The 16,773-nt window shown below is 71.3% G+C and carries 14 protein-coding genes; 10 read left to right on the forward strand and 4 right to left on the reverse strand.

The genetic code is table 11. From position 1 onward, the window contains the following. The first annotated feature begins 16 nt into the window (after positions 1-16). Positions 17-1,531 carry a glycoside hydrolase family 43 protein gene (locus Q9R08_RS14290; protein WP_308868769.1) on the forward strand — a complete coding sequence of 505 codons (1,515 nt, stop codon included), beginning with the start codon at positions 17-19 and terminating at the stop codon, positions 1,529-1,531. A gap of 140 nt (positions 1,532-1,671) precedes the next feature. On the opposite strand, the gene Q9R08_RS14295 is transcribed toward Q9R08_RS14290, so the two are convergent. From Q9R08_RS14295 to Q9R08_RS14310, 4 genes are all read right to left on the reverse strand, one after another. Beyond that, positions 1,672-3,135: a DUF1593 domain-containing protein gene (locus tag Q9R08_RS14295; RefSeq protein ID WP_308868770.1), complete on the reverse strand. Its 1,464-nt coding sequence runs from the start codon at positions 3,133-3,135 to the stop codon at positions 1,672-1,674. Continuing rightward, the gene (locus Q9R08_RS14300; RefSeq protein ID WP_308868771.1) at positions 3,132-4,178 is read right to left on the reverse strand and encodes a nucleoside hydrolase; all 1,047 of its coding nucleotides are present in this window, start codon (positions 4,176-4,178) and stop codon (positions 3,132-3,134) included. Before Q9R08_RS14300 ends, Q9R08_RS14295 begins: the two co-directional genes overlap by 4 nt. 103 nt (positions 4,179-4,281) lie before the next feature. Next, positions 4,282-5,532, reverse strand: coding sequence for a D-arabinono-1,4-lactone oxidase (locus Q9R08_RS14305; RefSeq protein WP_308868772.1), 1,251 nt, complete (start codon positions 5,530-5,532; stop codon positions 4,282-4,284). A gap of 45 nt (positions 5,533-5,577) precedes the next feature. Then, entirely contained in the window at positions 5,578-6,315 is a 738-nt protein-coding gene (locus Q9R08_RS14310; protein ID WP_308868774.1) for a FadR/GntR family transcriptional regulator, read from the reverse strand. Between the two features lie 145 nt (positions 6,316-6,460). Here Q9R08_RS14310 and Q9R08_RS14315 point away from each other — a divergent pair, with 145 nt between their 5' ends. The 9 genes from Q9R08_RS14315 (at position 6,461) to Q9R08_RS14355 (ending at position 16,694) form a co-directional block, all read left to right on the forward strand. Beyond that, entirely contained in the window at positions 6,461-7,774 is a 1,314-nt protein-coding gene (locus Q9R08_RS14315) for an ABC transporter substrate-binding protein (RefSeq protein WP_308868775.1), read from the forward strand. Between the two features lie 66 nt (positions 7,775-7,840). Beyond that, a complete protein-coding gene (locus tag Q9R08_RS14320; protein ID WP_308868776.1) occupies positions 7,841-9,526 on the forward strand; it encodes a hypothetical protein in 1,686 nt (561 codons plus the stop codon). 119 nt (positions 9,527-9,645) lie between these two features. Further along, positions 9,646-11,061 (forward strand): MFS transporter, encoded by a 1,416-nt coding sequence (locus Q9R08_RS14325; RefSeq protein ID WP_308868777.1) that lies wholly within the window; start codon positions 9,646-9,648, stop codon positions 11,059-11,061. Continuing rightward, positions 11,058-12,821: a dihydroxyacetone kinase family protein gene (locus tag Q9R08_RS14330; protein ID WP_308868778.1), complete on the forward strand. Its 1,764-nt coding sequence runs from the start codon at positions 11,058-11,060 to the stop codon at positions 12,819-12,821. Before Q9R08_RS14325 ends, Q9R08_RS14330 begins: the two co-directional genes overlap by 4 nt. Further along, complete coding sequence (locus tag Q9R08_RS14335; protein ID WP_308868779.1) at positions 12,808-13,293, forward strand: ribose-5-phosphate isomerase; 486 nt, start codon at positions 12,808-12,810, stop codon at positions 13,291-13,293. Before Q9R08_RS14330 ends, Q9R08_RS14335 begins: the two co-directional genes overlap by 14 nt. Positions 13,294-13,403: 110 nt before the next feature. Next, on the forward strand, positions 13,404-14,279 hold the full coding sequence (locus Q9R08_RS14340; RefSeq protein ID WP_308868780.1) for a triose-phosphate isomerase family protein: 876 nt from the start codon (positions 13,404-13,406) through the stop codon (positions 14,277-14,279). After that, entirely contained in the window at positions 14,276-15,070 is a 795-nt protein-coding gene (locus tag Q9R08_RS14345) for a sugar phosphate isomerase/epimerase family protein (protein WP_308868781.1), read from the forward strand. The genes Q9R08_RS14340 and Q9R08_RS14345 overlap by 4 nt, the downstream gene beginning before the upstream one ends. After that, positions 15,067-15,933: a phosphogluconate dehydrogenase C-terminal domain-containing protein gene (locus Q9R08_RS14350; RefSeq protein ID WP_308868782.1), complete on the forward strand. Its 867-nt coding sequence runs from the start codon at positions 15,067-15,069 to the stop codon at positions 15,931-15,933. The genes Q9R08_RS14345 and Q9R08_RS14350 overlap by 4 nt, the downstream gene beginning before the upstream one ends. A gap of 8 nt (positions 15,934-15,941) precedes the next feature. Then, the gene (locus Q9R08_RS14355; RefSeq protein ID WP_308868783.1) at positions 15,942-16,694 is read left to right on the forward strand and encodes an SDR family NAD(P)-dependent oxidoreductase; all 753 of its coding nucleotides are present in this window, start codon (positions 15,942-15,944) and stop codon (positions 16,692-16,694) included. The last annotated feature ends 79 nt before the right edge of the window (positions 16,695-16,773 follow it).

Raw genomic sequence — 16,773 nt, forward strand, 5'->3', positions numbered from 1 at the left:
GAACCCGGAGCACCCCGTGACCACGCTGTACAACCCCCTCCTCAACGGCTTCCACCCCGACCCCAGCGTCGTCGCGGTCGACGGCGTCTACTACCTCGCCACCTCGACGTTCGAGTACCTGCCGGGCATCCCGATCCACCGCTCCACCGACTTCGAGTCGTGGGAGCTGATCGGGCACGTCGCCACGCGTCCGGGGCAGCTGGCCGTCGAAGAGGTGCCGACGGCGGGCGGGGCGTGGGCGCCGACGATCCGCCACCGTGACGGCGTCTTCCACCTCGTCATCACCGACGCGATGGGGCGCGGCATGCTGCACTTCACCGCGACGGACGCCGCCGGCCCGTGGAGCGACGGCGATCTGATCCGCAAGGCCGACGGATCGGGCTCGATCGACGGCATCGATCCCGACATCGCGTGGGATGCCGACGGCACGGTGTACATCACCTTCTCGGGCCTCCTGCTGGGCGGCGAGCAGGCCGGGCAGCATCTCGGCATCCAGCAGGTGAAGGTCGACCTCGACAGCCACCTCGCGCTCGAGGAGCCGCGCTCGCTGTGGTCGGGCACCGGCGGCGGCTTCCCCGAGGCACCGCACCTGTACGAGGTGGACGGGCGCTGGTACCTCATGATCGCCGAGGGCGGGACCGAGCGCGGCCACGGCATCTCGATCGCGCGCGGGGACTCGCCCGAAGGACCGTTCGAGACCGCCCCGCAGAACCCGCTGGTCACCGCGCGCGGCACCACGCGTCCGGTGCAGAACACCGGTCACGGCGACCTCGTGGTCGGGCCCGACGGCGACTGGCTGTGCGTGCTGCTGGGCGTCCGACCGCGCAGCATGACGCGCGCGTTCTCCGCTCTCGGTCGCGAGACGTTCGTGACGCCCGTGCGCTGGGAGGCCGACGGCTGGCCCGCGATCGACGCGGTGCTGCTCAACCCCCGGCCCGGCACGCGCGTCGAGATCGGGTTCGCGCCGGATCGCGAGCTCGACGGCGAGTGGATCGCCGTGCGCGCACTCCCCGCTGCCCACGCGGACCTGACCTCGCGGCCGGGCTGGATGACGCTCCGCGCCGATGGATCGACGCTCGACCAACCGCGACCCGTCTTCGTCGGGCGCCGCCAGGAGCACCTCACGCACGCGGTCACGGTGACCATGGACGTCACCGCAGGCGTCGGCGGGCTCGCCGTGCGCTACGACGAGCGGTTCCACGTCGAGGTCGAAGCGGGCGGCGGCGAGATCGTCGGGCGCGCCTGCATCGGCGGGCTGGTGCAGGAGTGGCGCTCGCCGTTCGGCGGCGGCACGCTCGAGCTCCACCTCGAGTCGCGCAAGCCCGCGCCGGCGCAGGGCTTCCCGCGCACGAGCGACGTCTTCCACCTCGGCGCGACCGTCGACGGCGAGCGCGTCGAACTGGGCGAGGTCGACGGCCGCTTCCTGTCGTCGGAGACCACCGAGTCCTTCACCGGCCGCGTCATCGGCGTCTACGCCGTCGCCGGCGAGATCGCCGTCGAGCGCTGGATCGCCGAGGGCGACGACGACTGACGGATGCCGCGCCCGTGGCCACCCGGGTCCAAGCCCGGCCCCGGGCGCCGTTCGCAGGTCGCAACACGCGGCATCCGACCCGCCGTAGCCGCGTGTCGTGACACCCGAACCCCGAGCCCCGAAGGGAGACGGGCGGGACGCTAGGGGGCGGTGACGGTGAGGATCACGCGCTGGTACGCCTTGAGCGGGTGCTCGCCGGCGTCGTCCGAGGCCTCGGCGATGACGTGGATCGTGTCGCCCGGCCGTGCGTCCACCGGGACGCGCACGGCAGTCGCCGAACCTTCGGCGGCGTCGAGCACGGCATCCGCCTCGCACGTCCCCGCCTCGCGGTAGACCCACCAGCGCACCCGCACGGCGTCGCCGTCGGGATCGTCCGCGACCGCGGTCAGCGACACGTCGCCACCGGCCGGAACTCCGAGGTCGGTGCCCTGCTCGATCCGCAGCCGCGGGTGGTGGTTCGCCTCTTCGTACCGGGCGGCGACGCTCCAGCGCAGCCGCGCGGCGAAGTCGGCCTGCGCGTCCGCGAACCAGCGGGTGACGGACGCCTCGTCGCCACCGCGACCGAAACCGGAGTCCGCGATGGCCCACGTATCGGCGCCGTCGTCGGTGCGCACGGCGAGGCCGCCCCAGCCGCCGAACGCGGGGTGCTCGTGACTGCGGAGCCCCGGCACGAGCAGGTTCAGCATGTTCGTGGTGTCGCCCTCCGAGATCCACTCCCCCGCCGGCTGCGGGTCCATCCAGACCTGGTAGCCGAGATCGCGGAGCTCCTGCGCCGTGTGTCCCGACAGGTGGAAGTAGTCGGTGACGTCGCCCGGCACCATCTGGCGCCCGTCGCCCCACACGCGGTACAGCGCGCCGAGGGGCCCGGCGCTGGTGACGTTCTCACGCATCCAGTCGGCGCTCAGCAGGCGGTGGTCGGCGGCGGGGACGGTGCGGCGCGCCATGTAACCCCATGCCAGCGTGGCCACTTCCACCACGCGGATGCCGGGCCAGCCCTGTGCGATGTACTCGTCGTAGCTGGCGTCCTGGGAGGCGAACTTGGTGATCACGGCCTTCGCCGAGACCTCGGCGCGCACCCTCTCCCAGTCGTCCGACCCGCCGAAGCGCTCCTCGATGGAGAGGAGGGCGCGGGCGACGGTGCTGGGCCCCGCCCACAGCTGCAGGAACACCGGACCGGGACGGTCGTCCAGCAGCGCGTCGGCGATGAGCCTCGAACCGGGCGACTCCTCGGACATGTCGCCCTCGAACGCGACGTTGCCTTCGCGGATCACCGACCGCAGCCGCTCGGGGCTCGGGTAGCGAGGATCGTGCACGACCAGGTTCGGGTGCACCTGCGCATACGCGTCGACCGCGTCGTCGATGAACCTCTCGCCGGGCGCCCACCGCCACGAGGTCTGCGGCTCGTCGTACTCGCGGTCGGGGAGGAAGAACGTCGTGCCCGCCCCGTCGCCGCGCCAATGGAACCGGCTGCTCGCGTAGATCAGACCCTCGATCTCGAGCTCGTTGCTGTACAGCAGCAGCCGGATCATCGAGTTGAGGTCGTCGAGCTCGGGATCCGCGGTGATGATCGTCCGCGGCCGCGCCGCGGTCGTCGTGGGGGTCATGAAACGCCCCCCTGCCACCGCTCGAACTCGGCGAGCTTCAGGTACATGTCCTCGAACATCAGCCGCGTGTCGACCCAGGTGTAGACCCGCATCGGGCGGGCGCCGGCGACATCGCTGTAGGCCCCGTCCTCGCCTAGCGCCGGCGTCGGCCGCTCCACGTACCGGCTCGACGACGGATCCGGCTCGAACACCGACTGCAGCGCGGTGAGCAGCACCAGCGGCGAGTCGCCGAGGGCGTACGTCTCCGACGCGCCACCCAGGTGCGGGGCGACCATCGCGCACACGAAGGCCACCTCGTCGTAGAGGTAGCGTCCGAGCGGACCCGCCGCCGCCACGCGCATGCGCAGCTCGGCATCCGACACCAGACACTGCCGGTAGACGTCCCGGGGCACCTGCCACAGCGGGATCGTCGAGTCGTTGAACACGACCTGCCCGGCAACCGGGTCGATGAGCAGGTTGTACTCGATCGCCATGGGGTTCGGCGGCGGCACGGCGAGGCCCTCATGCTCGCCGCCGCCGATCCACACGAGTGTCAGGCGCTCCGCGATGCGCGGCTCGGTCAGAAATGCCGAGGCGATGTCGGTGAGACCGCCGCCGGCGACGTAGAACAGGGGGCTCGAGACGTCGTCCCGCAGGGCCTCGGCGATGATGGCGTCGACGGCCGGCGCAGGACGCGGGGTCGAGCGGTCCTGCAGCGGCTCATCCGCCCCGGCGACGATGACCTCGGTCGACGTGAGCCCCATGCGTGAGAAGACGTCGCGGACCACCGCCTCGGCGTTCTGCGCGCTGCGGCCGGAAGGGTCGAACGGGTCGTCCGCGCGCAGGTGCGAAGCCACCACGATTCGGATGTCGACGCTCGGCGAGAGCAGGTGATGCACGAGCTGGTAGAGGTCGTCGGGGTCGCCCGCGAAGTCGTTGTCGATGATGACGCGCGCACGCGGCCCGCCGACGGGCGGGATCTGCTGCCAGGGCGTCTCGCCGAGGCTCCACCGGTTCGGCGGGCTGTCCGCCGGGCGGGTGCTCGCGCTCGGAATCTGCGTCATCGTCGACTTCCCTTTCGCCGCGGCGTCACGAACGATCTCGTCGGCAACTGTAACACCGGTTGACCAATCCCGACGGCTCGCGCGACGCGACGACGTGCCCCGGTCAGCGCGGCTCGCGGACCCCGACCCTCTCGAGGTGCGCGTTCGTGAAGCGTCCGTCGGGGTCGAGACGCTCGAACACCGCACGCGCGTCCGCCAGACGCGGGTGGACGCGCTCCATGGCGGCACGGTCGAAGCCGTGCAGCTTGCCCCAGTGCGGCCGGGCGTCGAACGGCTCGAGCGCCGCCTCGATGCGCCCGAGGGCTGCGGCGACCTCGTCCGGGTGGTTGAACCAGGTGAAGTGGATGATCACGACGTCGCGACGGTAGGCGGGGCTCAGCCACAGCTCGTCGGCTGCGGCGGTGCGCAGCTCGGTCCAGATGAGATGGGGACGGATGCCGTCGCCCAGGGCCCGCACCGCGTTCAGCGCGGCGGGCGCATCGGCGCGGGCGACGAAGTACTCGCTCTGGATCTCGTCGCCGAACGACGGCTGGGCGTCCAGGCGGAAGTGCGGCAGTCGCAGCATCCACGGCCCCGGGACCCCCGCGAGCTCGGTGACGTTGTCCTCGACTCCGAGCGGCGAGTCGCCGGTGAGCGCGCGGACGCCGTCGAAGATCGTGTCGGGCACGACGTCGTCGTCGGTGTCGAGGCGCGTCTTGATCCACACGTAGCCGACCGACGGCTCCTCCCACCGCGAGAACACCGAGACGCTGTAACCCGCAGAGGTGAGCTCGTCGTAGTGCGCAAGCGCGGCATCCCAGCTGACTCCGGTGTAGATGTCCTGCCGGACGCGGAAGGCGGGCTCGATGTCGAGGGTCAGCGACACGACGATGCCGTACGCGCCGAGGCCGACGACGAGCGCGTCGAAGTCGGCGTCTCCGCGGCGCACCTCGCGGAGCTCGGCGTCGGCGCCCACGTAGCGCAGGGCGCGGACGGACGCCGAGAGCACGGGGTTCGCATCGCCCGACCCGTGCGTGCCGGTCGCCGTCGCGCCGCCGACGTTGATATGCGGAAGCGAGCCCATGTTGCGCAGCGCCCAGCCGCGGTCATCGAGCCACACCGCCAGCACCCCGTAGCGGATGCCGGCCGGCACGGTGACCGTCTGCGCGGCCTCGTCGAGCTCGAACTCGGCCGCGAAGCCGGTCACGTCCACGAGCGTCCCGGTGGTGTCGGGGAGGTCGGTGAACGAATGGCGTGTACCCAGCGCGCGGACGCGCCCGGGCTCGCGGAGCACCCGCTGCACGTCGTCGATCGACGTCGCGTCGACGATCCGCGGCGCGGCGTACTCGTAGGTTCCGGCCCAGTTGCGCGCCATGGCGCCTCCTTCACTGCTCGATACGGGCACTGCTCGCTACGGGGCTCAGGGAGCGGCTTCTGCGGCGAGGCGCTGGGAAGCGGTCGCCATGTGCGTCGCCATCGCCGAGGCGGCGGCATCCTCGTCCCCCGCCTCGATCGCCCGAAAGACGGCCCCGTGCTCGTCGATCGCGATGCGGGCCTCGGCGTCGTCATGAACCGCTCGATCGGCGTACACCTGCAGCAGCGAGCGCACGACGTGCAGCAGGTCGACGAGCGTGTCATTGCCGGCGGCGGTGGCCAGCGCGTTGTGGAAGTCGAGGTCGGCGCGGGCGAAGGACTTGAGGTCGCTGACGCCGCTGCGCATGCGGGCGAGCGAGCCCGACAGCGAGGACAGATCGGATGCCGCAGCCCGACCGGCAGCGAGGCGGGCGACGTAGATCTCGAGCCCCGAGCGCAGCTCGAGCAGCTCCGCGGTGTTCTTGCTGCCGATGAGCAGCCCCCACCGCAGCGTCTGCGGCAGCAGCTCACTGGCGGTGCCGCGCAGGTACGTGCCCGAGCCCGGACGGACGTCGACGATGCCGAGGATCTCCAATGCGGCGAGCGCCTCGCGCACCGCGGATCTGCCGACGCCCAGGGTGGACGCGAGCTGGCGCTCGGGCGGAAGCCTCGTTCCAGCCTCGAGATCGCCGCTCGTGAACAGGTCCATGAGCCGGCGAGCGACCTCCGACACCGGCGTCCCGCTGGGCAGCGCGCCGAGCGCGGCAGTGATCTCGGCCGAGCGGTCGTCGGGATAGGCGGGCATGCGAACAACCTACGGCAGTCGCGGCATCCGCGGGATTGCTTTCGGTCAACCGGTTTGTCAGACTGTCGACAGGCGACGATGGTCGCCTTTCTCACGGGTTCGTGAGAAAACGTTTCCTGACGCTCGATGACGAGAGGCGATCACGATGAAGTTCCGGAGCAGGAAGCTCATGGCGGGCACGGCGGGGGTGGCACTGGCGGCCCTGGTCGGACTGACGGGATGCGCCTCCGGCGCGCCGGCCGGCACGCAGCCGACCCTCGACCCCGACGAGGAGGTCTCGATCACCTTCACGTTCTGGGGCAACGACGTGCGCGCCGAGCTGTACAACGAGGCCATCGCGGTCTTCGAGGAGCAGCACCCCAACATCGACGTCGACATCATCTTCCTGGCGCCCACGGACTACTGGGAGAAGCGGCAGATCGAGGCCGCCGGCTCGGGGCTGCCCGACGTCGTGACCATGGACCTGGCGTACCTGCGGCAGTACTCGCAGAGCGGGTCGCTGCTCGACCTCGAGCCCTATCTCGGCACCATCATCCAGACCGACGCGATCGATCCGCAGGTGCTGTCGGCCGGGGTCGTCGACGATGTCACGACGGCCGTGCCCCTCTCGACGAACTCGTGGGGCATGTTCCTCAACACGACGCTGCTCGACCAGCTCGGCGTCGAGGCCTTCACCGACGGCACGTGGGAGGACTACTACGACTGGATCGCCGAGGTCAGCGACGCCGGGAAGGCCGCGGGCGTCGACGTGTGGGGCGGCGTGGACCCGACCGGACGCATCGAGAACTTCGAGCTGCAGCTGCGCGCCGAGGGCGACAACCTGTTCGACGAGGACGGCACCCCCGGCTTCGACGAGGAGCGGCTCGCGGAGTTCTGGGACTCCGTCTCCACTCAGCGCGACGCCGGCCAGCTGGTCCCGCAGCAGCGCATCGCCGAGGTGCAGCCGCTGACGGCGTTCGACAGCGCGCTGAGCGCCAGCGACGCGACGTGGGACAACACCGGCGCCGGGTTCCTCGCCAACCTGGGCGAGGGCTACGACATCCAGCTGATTGCTCCGCCGCTCTCTGTGGAGGACGGCAAGGATCTGTACCTGAAGGCCTCGCAGATGTACTCGATCGCCTCGAACTCGGAGCACCCGGCTGCGGCGGCGACGCTGATCGACTTCCTCATCAACTCGCCCGAGTCGGGTGAGATCTTCGGCACCAACCGAGGTCTCCCCGCCTCCGAGACGGCGCGGGAGTCCGCCGACCTCGACGAGCTGAGCCAGACCATCGCGGACTACGAGGCATCGATCGCCGACCGTCTCGGCGCCGCGCCGCCGGTGCCGATCGTCGGCTACGGCTCGCTGCACGAGAAGTTCCGCGAACTCGGCGAGGAGCTGAACTTCGGGACGATGACCGTCGACGAGGCCGTGACGCAGTTCTTCGCCGAGATGGACGTCGTCGTCAGCAGCCAGTAGCGACGGTCGTGCGGGGCGGGCTGTCGCGCCCGCCCCGCACTTCGTCACCGACCACAGAGGAGTCCCGTGGCCGAATCCGCTCCCCTTCCCGCCGCTCTTCCCGCCTCGCCGGCTCCCCGGCCGTCTCTCGGCATCCAGGGACCGGTCGTCGCCTTCCAGGACCCCTGGACCGGCGACGCCTCGGACGCGATCATGCGCACGGGCACCGGCATCCCCATCCCGTCCCAGGATCCGGCGCCGACTCCGGGAGAGTTCGTCGCGGCGCTGCGCGAGCTGGGCGCCGACTTCTACGTGCACCACGTTATCCCGACGGTGCACGACCACACCGCGCTGCTGCGCGACCTCGACGATGCCGGGATCGACGTCGTGCTGGGCAACGAGTACGGCAACATCAACGGCCCGTACGTCGAGGGCACCAACCGCCACGACCTGCCGCTCGACCTGCTGCGGGATGCCGCCGCCTCGGGCCGCCTGGCCGGTGTGCTGTACGACGAGCCCGAGCACCTGCAGATCCACGCCGACCAGTACCGCACCGACGCGCACCTGCCCCACTTCGGGCAGACCGACGGGCTCGGCGCCGAGGAGGCGATCGCCGTGATCGACACCACGGTCCGCGGCATCGTCCGGGATGTCGACGCCGCCGTCGCCGACTCGGGAGGCGGGAGTGTCCCGGTGCTCGCCGAGCAGGTGTTCCCGGTGATGTTCCACACGCTCGCGCGGGCCGGGATGACTCCGGCGCCCAAGGTCATGAAGGAGTCCTTCCAGCCGCTGCAGCTCGCGACCGCGCTCGGCGCGGCACGGCAGTACGACCGCGAGCTCTGGATCTGCGCCGACCTCTGGGGTCCCGACGTGGGGCCATGGCTCACGCGCGCGCCCGGCTTCCCCGGCCATTCCCCCGCCGAGTTCGCCTCCGCCCTGCGGCTCGCCTACCTGTTCGCGCCGACCCGGCTGTTCGTCGAGAACATCGACGTGCTGGTGCGCCATCGCGGCGCGGGAGCGTTCGAGCGCACCGCCCACGGCGAGGTGTGGCAGGAGTTCGTGCGCGACTTCGTGCCGCGGCATCCGCTTCGCTGGAGCCACCGCGACGCACGCGCCGACATCGCCCTCGTCCACGCCGACGACAGCGACTTCGGACGCGGCGAGCGCCCCTTCGGCAACCGCGCCGCGACGGCGCCCGCTGCGGCGGGCAGCGTCTTCGGGGCGTGGCACGCTCTCAGCCACGGGCAGCTGCCCGGCCACGGCAGCTGCCTGCACATCCCGGGCTATGACTTCCCGCGTCATCAGCTCAACGGGATCGAGCGGTCGCGGTTCCCGCTCGACGCGGGAGCGACCGAGCAGACCCGTCTGCACGGCCTCTTCCAGGCGACGCGGAACGTGCTCGTCTTCGATGAGCTGGTGCGCCCCGACCAGCTCGCGGATGCCGGCCTGATCGTCGTCGCCGGCAGCCGCCTGCCCGGAGCGACGCTGGACGCGCTCCGGGCGCGAGCGGACGCCGGCGCGACGGTGCTCGTCGCCGCGTGGCTGTACGGCGGCGAGCACGCGAACAGCGAGCGCGTGGGGCGCGGGCGGTGGATCGTCTACGAGAGCTTCGACGATTCCGACGCACAGGAGGCGATCGCCGCTCACGCCGGCGCGGCCGACGTGTGGACCCAGCGCTTCGCCGATGTGGAGGTGCGGATCCGCGCCACCAGCCCCGGCGGCGAGACGCTCGACTTCGAGATCGCGGACGCCCCGCACGATCGGATCGACTGACGCCCCGCGGGCTCGGATCGATGGAGGCTCGGCATCCGCACCGGCTTGCAATTGGTCAACCGGTTTGTCACAATGGTGCGGTCAACCACCTCGATCACCGTCGATGAGCAGGAGTCACCGTGGACCACAATCAGACCGTCGCCGACGCGCCGCCCGTCGCGCGCTCCGCGATCCGAAAGGTGTCGACGCGCCTCGTGCCGTTCGTGGCGCTGATGTTCTTCATCAACTACCTCGACCGCACCGCGATCGGCTTCGCCGCCCCCAACGGCATGAACGAGGACCTCGCCCTCAGCGCCGCTCAGTTCGGGTTCGCGTCGGGCGTCTTCTTCATCGGCTACATCCTCCTCGAGGTGCCCTCCAACCTGGCCCTGCACAGGTTCGGCGCGCGGCGCTGGCTCTCCCGCATCATGGTCAGCTGGGGCATCGTCGCGCTGCTGTTCACCTGGGTGCAGAACTTCGAGCAGCTCGTCGTGCTGCGCTTCCTGCTCGGTGTGGCCGAGGCCGGATTCTTCCCCGGGGCGATCCTCTTCCTCAGCCTCTGGGTGCCCGCGCAGTACCGCGGTCGCATCCTCATGCTCTTCTACCTGGCGCAGCCCCTCACCACCGTCATCGGCGCCCCGCTCGCCGGCTGGCTCATCCAGCAGCACGGCGCCCTCGGGCTCGAGGGCTGGCGCTTCATGTTCCTCGGCGTCGCTGTCCCCGCCATCGTCGTGGGCGTCATCGCGTGGTTCTACCTCAAGGACAAGCCGGCCGACGCGAAGTGGCTGACGCGCGACGAGCAGGTCTGGCTCACCGACGCGCTGCAGAAGGAGACGTCCGCGACGCAGAAGAAGGAGCACGGCCACGTCTCGGCGCGCTTCGCTTTCAAGAGCGGCCGTGTGTGGGTGCTGTCGTTCATCTACTTCGGCTTCATCTACGGCCTCTACGCGCTCGCGTTCTTCCTGCCGACGATCATCGAGGGCTTCCAGTCGCAGACGGGCCAGACCTTCGACACGCTGCAGAAGGGTCTCATCACCGCGATCCCGTACCTGCCGGCTGCGATCGTCATGTACTTCTGGTCGCGCGACGCGTCCAAGCGGGGCCTCAAGACCTGGCACATCGCAGGGCCTGCGATCGCCGGTGCGATCAGCATCCCGCTCGCCCTGTTCGCCGGCTCACCCGCGGCGACCATCGCGGTCATCACTGTCACGGCGTGTGCGATCTTCGCCGCCCTGCCGAACTTCTGGACGCTGCCCACCCGCTTCCTCACCGGGGCCGCGGCCGCGGCCGGCGTCGCGCTCATCAACACGATCGGCAACCTGGCGGGCTTCTCCGCGCCGTTCGTCACGGGCGCCGTGCACGACTGGACCGGAGGGTACGAGGTGCCGATGTTCATCGTCGGCTTCGTCATGCTGGTGTCGGCCGTGCTCATGGTGCTGCTTGCCCGCAGCAACCGCATCAACCCGGTCACGGTCGACGAGACGACGACCGACGACACCGCCGTCGACGCGGAGGCTCTGCGGGCCGCGGCCGACCCGAAGGGCGACGCGCGATGACGCGCCTGTGGAACGAGCCCGCCGATTTCGCGGACGAGATGATCGACGGCTTCGTCGCGGCCAACGGCCGCTACGTCCGCCGCGTCCCGGGCGGCGTGGTGCGCAGCACCACCTCGCCGGCAGGGCAGGTCGCCGTCGTGATCGGCGGCGGGTCGGGCCACTACCCCGCGTTCGGCGGGCTCGTCGGTCCGGGGCTCGCGCACGGTGCGGCGATGGGCAACCTCTTCGCCTCGCCGTCGACGCAGCAGGTGCACGCGGTGGCGAAGGCCGCCGACAACGGTGGCGGCGTGTTCTTCACCTACGGCAACTACGCCGGCGACGTGCTCAACTTCGACGCGGCGCAGGAGCGGCTGCGCGCCGAGGGCATCGCGTGCGAGACCGTCACGGTGACCGACGACATCTTCAGCGCCACGGCCGACGAGAAGCACAAGCGCCGCGGCATCGCCGGCGACCTCACCGTGTTCCGCATCGCCGGGGCCGCCGCGGCGGCGGGCGCCGACCTCGCCGAGGTCACACGGCTCGCGCAGCACGCCAACGAGCGCACGCGGTCGTTCGGCGTCGCGTTCACCGGCTGCACACTGCCCGGCGCCGACGACCCGCTGTTCACCGTTCCCGAAGGCCGGATGGCGATCGGGCTCGGCATCCACGGCGAACCCGGCATCGACGAGACGGGCATCCCCACGGCCGACGGCCTGGCGGAACTGCTCGTCGAGAAGCTGCTCGCCGAGGTGCCGGATGGGGTCGACGCGGTCCGGGGGGCCCGCGTCGTCCCCATCCTCAACGGCCTGGGCTCGCTGAAGTACGAGGAGATGTTCGTCGTCTACCGGCGGATCGCCCAGCTGCTGACCGACGCCGGCATCGAGATCGTCGACCCGCACGTGGGCGAGTACTGCACGAGCTTCGACATGGCCGGCACGTCGCTGACGCTGTTCTGGCTCGACGACGCACTGGAGTCGCTGTGGGAGACCCCGGTCGACACCCCCGCCTACCGGCGCGGCTCGGTCGCTCCGCAGGAGCGGTCGGACGCAGCGACCGCGGCGGATGTCGCCGATGTGATCGAGCCCGGCGACGCGGCATCCCGTGCCGCTGCCGGGACCGTGCTGGCCGTCGTGCGCACGATCGCCGACACCGTCGACGCCCACGTCGACGAACTCGGCCGGCTGGACGCGATCGCCGGCGACGGCGACCACGGCATCGGCATGCAGCGCGGCTCGCACGCCGCGCTGGCCGCCGCGGCGACCGCGGTGGATGGCGGAGCCGGCGCCCGCACCACTCTGGCGCGGGCGGCGGACGCGTGGGCCGACAAGGCCGGTGGCACTTCCGGCGCCCTCTGGGGCGTCATCCTGAACGCCGTCGCCGCGAAACTGGGCGACCAGGGCCGCCCCGACGCCGCAGCCGTGGCTGCCGGCGTCGCCGCCGGATCACGAGGCGTCACCGACTACGGCAAGGCCGAGGTCGGCGACAAGACGCTCGTCGACGCGCTCGTGCCCTTCACCTCGACGCTCACCCAGGCCGTCGACGCCGGCGCCCGGCTGACCGACGCGTGGCGGACGGCAGCGGATGCCGCCACCCGCGCCGCCGCTGCGACCGTCGACCTGCTGCCCCGCATGGGTCGCGCCCGCACGCACGGTCAGAACAGCGTGGGCACGCCCGATCCCGGCGCGATCTCGCTCGCGCTGATCGTGACCGCCATCGCAGACACACTCGCCGTCGACACGGCCGAGACCTCAATGAAGGAGAACGCTCATGGCACAGCCTGAGACCGCCCAGCCCCTGCGCATCGTGATCGGCGCGGACGACGCCGGCTTCGACTACAAGGAGATCCTCAAGAAGGACCTCGAGCAGAACCCCGGCGTCGCCTCCGTCATCGACGTCGGCGTGGACGCGGAGGGGCACACCCCGTACCCCAAGGTCGCGATCGAGGCGGCGCAGCAGGTCGCCGCCGGCACCGCCGACCGCGCCCTGCTGATCTGCGGCACGGGCCTGGGCGTCGCGATCGCGGCGAACAAGGTGCCCGGCATCCGCGCCGTCACCGCCCACGACTCTTACTCCGTCGAGCGCGGCGTGCTCTCCAACAACGCGCAGGTGCTCACGATGGGCCAGCGCGTCGTGGGCGTCGAGCTCGCCCGACGCCTGGTCCGCGAATGGCTGACCTACCGCTTCGACACGTCGTCGGCCTCGGCCGACAAGGTCGCCGTCATCGACGAGTTCGAGAACACGGGCTCCTGCTGATGAGCGGGCACGAACTCCGCAGGGACGCACCGATCTCGCAGGATTCCGCGCGGATTCTGCGAGAATCGCGCGACTCTGCGGAGTTCGTGCACCCGCGGGTCACGGTCGGGGTGAGCCTGAAGACGTACTTCGGGCACGAGCGCGCCCGCACGTGGTTCGCCGATGTGGCGCGCCGCGCGGCCGCGCATCCCGCCGTGACCGCCGGCGACGTGCGGCTCTTCGTCATCCCCACGTACCTGCAGATCCCTGCGGCGCTCGAAGCTTTCGCAGGCACCCCGGCGCTGATCGGCGCACAGGACGTCTCGGAGTTCGCGCCCGGCGCGTACACCGGAGAGGTCACCGCGGCCGAACTCGCCGAGGTCGGGGTCGCGGTCGCCGAGATCGGGCACGCCGAGCGCCGCCGCCTGTTCGACGAGACCGACGCCGTCACCGCCGCCAAGGCCGCCGCCGCGCTCGCGCACGGCATCACGCCGGTGCTGTGCATCGGCGAGGCCGAGCGCCTCGGCAGCCCCGCTGCGGCGCTGGCGAACGTCGAGCAGCTCGCCGCCGACCTCGACGGCGTGCCGGCCGGCCCGGTCATCGTCGCGTACGAGCCGGTGTGGGCGATCGGCGCGGCCGAGCCCGCCCCCGACGAGCACATCGCCACCGTGACCCGCTCCCTCCGCGGCGCGCTCGACGCCGACCCGGCGCGCGCCGGCAGCGTCGTGATCTACGGCGGGTCGGCGGGCCCGGGCCTGCTCACCCGCCTGGGCGAGAGCGTCGACGGCCTGTTCCTCGGCCGCTTCGCCCACGACCCCGACGCCCTGTTCGCGGTGCTCGACGAGGCCGGCGTTCTCGCGTCCGCCCGCACCCGCACCGCACCGTCAGATCCGGCGAAACCCCAGTGGATGGACGAGACCGTGGGAGAACCCCAGGGTCTCGTCCCCGCGCCCGGGTCTCACGGAGAGCTCGGGTCCCACGGCGAGACGCCGGGGGCGAGCGCATGATCGGCCTCGGCACGTACGCCTTCTTCTGGCAGCACTCCGACCAGGTGCCCGAGCCGCTGTCGCTCGTCGACGCTCTCGAGGCGACCCGGGCGCTCGGCATCGAGCTGTTCCAGATCTGCGACTACGCCCCGCTCGAGTCCATGAGCGACGCGGAGCTGACGGATGCCGCCGCCGCCGCGCGCGACCTCGGCATCGCGATCGAGCTGGGCACGAAGGGCATCGAGCCCGACCGGCTGGCGCGTTTCCTCGGCCTCGCCGGCGTCTTCGATGCACGCCTCGTGCGCAGCATGCTCTACTCGCCCGATACCCGCCCCACGATCGCGCAGGCGGAGGAATGGCTGCGCACCGCGCTGCCGGCCTATGAGGCCGCTGGCGTCGACCTCGCCCTCGAGACGTACGAGCAGCTCGCGACCGCCGATCTGGTCGGCCTGGTCGAACGCATCGACAGTCCGCGCCTCGGCATCTGTCTCGACCCGGCGAACGTCGTCGCGCGGCTCGAGCTGCCGCGCGACTGCGTCGAGGCCACCGCCCCCCACGTCAAGAACGTGCACGTCAAGGACTTCGCCTTCGCCCGCCAGGCCGGCTGGGTCGGCTTCACCTACGGCGGCGCGCCGATGGGCGAAGGACTGCACGACTACCCCCACCTGCTCGAGACCGTCCGGCCCCGCGAACGCGGGGTCAACGAGATCGTCGAGCACTGGCTCTCCTGGCAGGGAGACGCCGAGACCACCGTCCGCACCGAGCGGGAATGGACCCGCCGAACCATCGAATATCTGAGGAGCACGACATGAGCACCACCTCGACCGAGACGTACAAGATCGCCGTCGTCGGCGCCGGCGGGAAGATGGGCATGCGCGTGTCTGACAATCTCGTCAAGACCGCCCACCAGGTCGCGTACGTCGAGAACTCGCCCGCCGGCCAGCAGCGCACGATCGATGCAGGCCGCGAGCTGACGGATGCCGCCACCGCCGTCGCCGACGCCGACATCGTCGTGCTGGCGGTGCCGGACCTCGCGCTCGGACCCGTCACCGCCGACCTCGTGCCGCAGCTCAAGGCCGGCGCGATCGTGCTGACCCTCGACCCCGCCGCGGCGTACGCCGGACTGCTGACCACCCGCGACGACGTCATCCAAGCGGTGGCGCACCCCTGCCACCCGTCGATCTTCCTGCAGCGCCAGACGCCCGAGGAGTGGGCCGACACCTTCGGCGGCATCGCCGCACCGCAGGACGCGATCGCCGCGATCGAGTCCGACGACCCCGAGAAGCAGGCGATCGTCGAGGCGACCGTCCGCGCGATCTACGCACCCGTGATCGACGTCCACTGGGTCACCATCAAGCAGCTCGCGCAGCTCGAGCCGACCCTCGTCGAGACGGTCGCGTGCATGATCGGCGCGCTGCTCAACGAGGCCCTGCAGGAGGCCGTGAACACGATGGGCGTCCCCGAGGCGGCTGCGCGCAGCATCCTGTACGGCCACACCCAGGTCGCCCTCGCCAACGGCCTCCGCGGCGACAACCCGTTCTCGGACGCCTGCCTCATCGCGATGGACTACGGCCGCGAGAGCATCATCAAGGAGGATTGGAAGAAGATCTTCCGCGACGACGAGCTCGACAAGAACCTCGCACGGATGCTGCACCTCGACCACATCGAGCGCTGAGGACGACGATGACCAGACTTGAAGGCAAGACCGCCCTCGTCACCGGTTCGGGCACCGGCATCGGCCGCGCCGTCGCGGAGCGGTTCGCCCGTGAGGGCGCGCGCGTCATCATCGCCGACCGGGACGCCGCTGCGGCGAGCGAGACCGCGGACGCCATCGGCCCCTCCGCCCGGGCTGCCGTCATGGACATCTCCGACGAGGCGTCGGTCGAAGCCGCCTTCGGACTGCTCGGCGCCGAGGGCTGGGCGCCGGACGTCGTCGTCGCCAATGCCGGCGTGCAGCTGTTCGGGCAGGACGCGGCCGCCGCCGACCTCGATCTCGACGTGTGGAAGCGCACGATCGACATCAACCTGACCGGCACCTTCCTCACCGTCAAGCACGCGGTCCGGTCGATGCTCGTGAGCGGCGGCGGTTCGATCATCCTCACCGGCAGCCCGACCGGGATCAACGGCGAGGGCCGCGACTTCACCGCGTACAGCGCGTCGAAGGCGGGGATCCACGGCCTCGGACGCACGGTCGCGGCGGCGTACGCCGATCGCGGCATCCGGGTCAACACCGTCGTTCCGGCGTATACCGAGACCTCACTGGTCACCACGATCACGAGCGACCCGGAGGCGCGCGCGGCGATCATCGGCCGCATTCCGATGGGCCGCGCCGGAGCGCCGGGAGATGTCGAGGGGATCATGGTGTTCCTCGCGTCGGACGACGCCGCGTTCGCGACGGGCGCGCTGTTCGCGGTCGACGGGGGCATGACGATCTGAGCGCCGCGCAAGCCCCGCCCCTCGGGGCGGCTCCGCTGTCGCAAGCGGTCGCCGCAGCACGCGAATCGTGGCAGCGGAG

It is taken from the genome of Microbacterium psychrotolerans, from assembly GCF_031085295.1.
Taxonomy (GTDB): Bacteria; Actinomycetota; Actinomycetes; order Actinomycetales; family Microbacteriaceae; genus Microbacterium; species Microbacterium psychrotolerans.

Bases quoted from the DNA above. Each gene is read 5' to 3' on its own strand.
- Q9R08_RS14355 (WP_308868783.1), top strand. From the start codon at position 15,942: ATGACCAGACTTGAAGGCAAGACCGCCCTCGTCACCGGTTCGGGCACC.
- Q9R08_RS14335 (WP_308868779.1), top strand. From the start codon at position 12,808: ATGGCACAGCCTGAGACCGCCCAGCCCCTGCGCATCGTGATCGGCGCG.
- Q9R08_RS14300 (WP_308868771.1), bottom strand. From the start codon at position 4,178: ATGACGCAGATTCCGAGCGCGAGCACCCGCCCGGCGGACAGCCCGCCG.
- Q9R08_RS14330 (WP_308868778.1), top strand. From the start codon at position 11,058: ATGACGCGCCTGTGGAACGAGCCCGCCGATTTCGCGGACGAGATGATC.
- Q9R08_RS14295 (WP_308868770.1), bottom strand. From the start codon at position 3,135: ATGACCCCCACGACGACCGCGGCGCGGCCGCGGACGATCATCACCGCG.
- Q9R08_RS14315 (WP_308868775.1), top strand. From the start codon at position 6,461: ATGAAGTTCCGGAGCAGGAAGCTCATGGCGGGCACGGCGGGGGTGGCA.
- Q9R08_RS14305 (WP_308868772.1), bottom strand. From the start codon at position 5,532: ATGGCGCGCAACTGGGCCGGAACCTACGAGTACGCCGCGCCGCGGATC.
- Q9R08_RS14345 (WP_308868781.1), top strand. From the start codon at position 14,276: ATGATCGGCCTCGGCACGTACGCCTTCTTCTGGCAGCACTCCGACCAG.
- Q9R08_RS14310 (WP_308868774.1), bottom strand. From the start codon at position 6,315: ATGCCCGCCTATCCCGACGACCGCTCGGCCGAGATCACTGCCGCGCTC.
- Q9R08_RS14350 (WP_308868782.1), top strand. From the start codon at position 15,067: ATGAGCACCACCTCGACCGAGACGTACAAGATCGCCGTCGTCGGCGCC.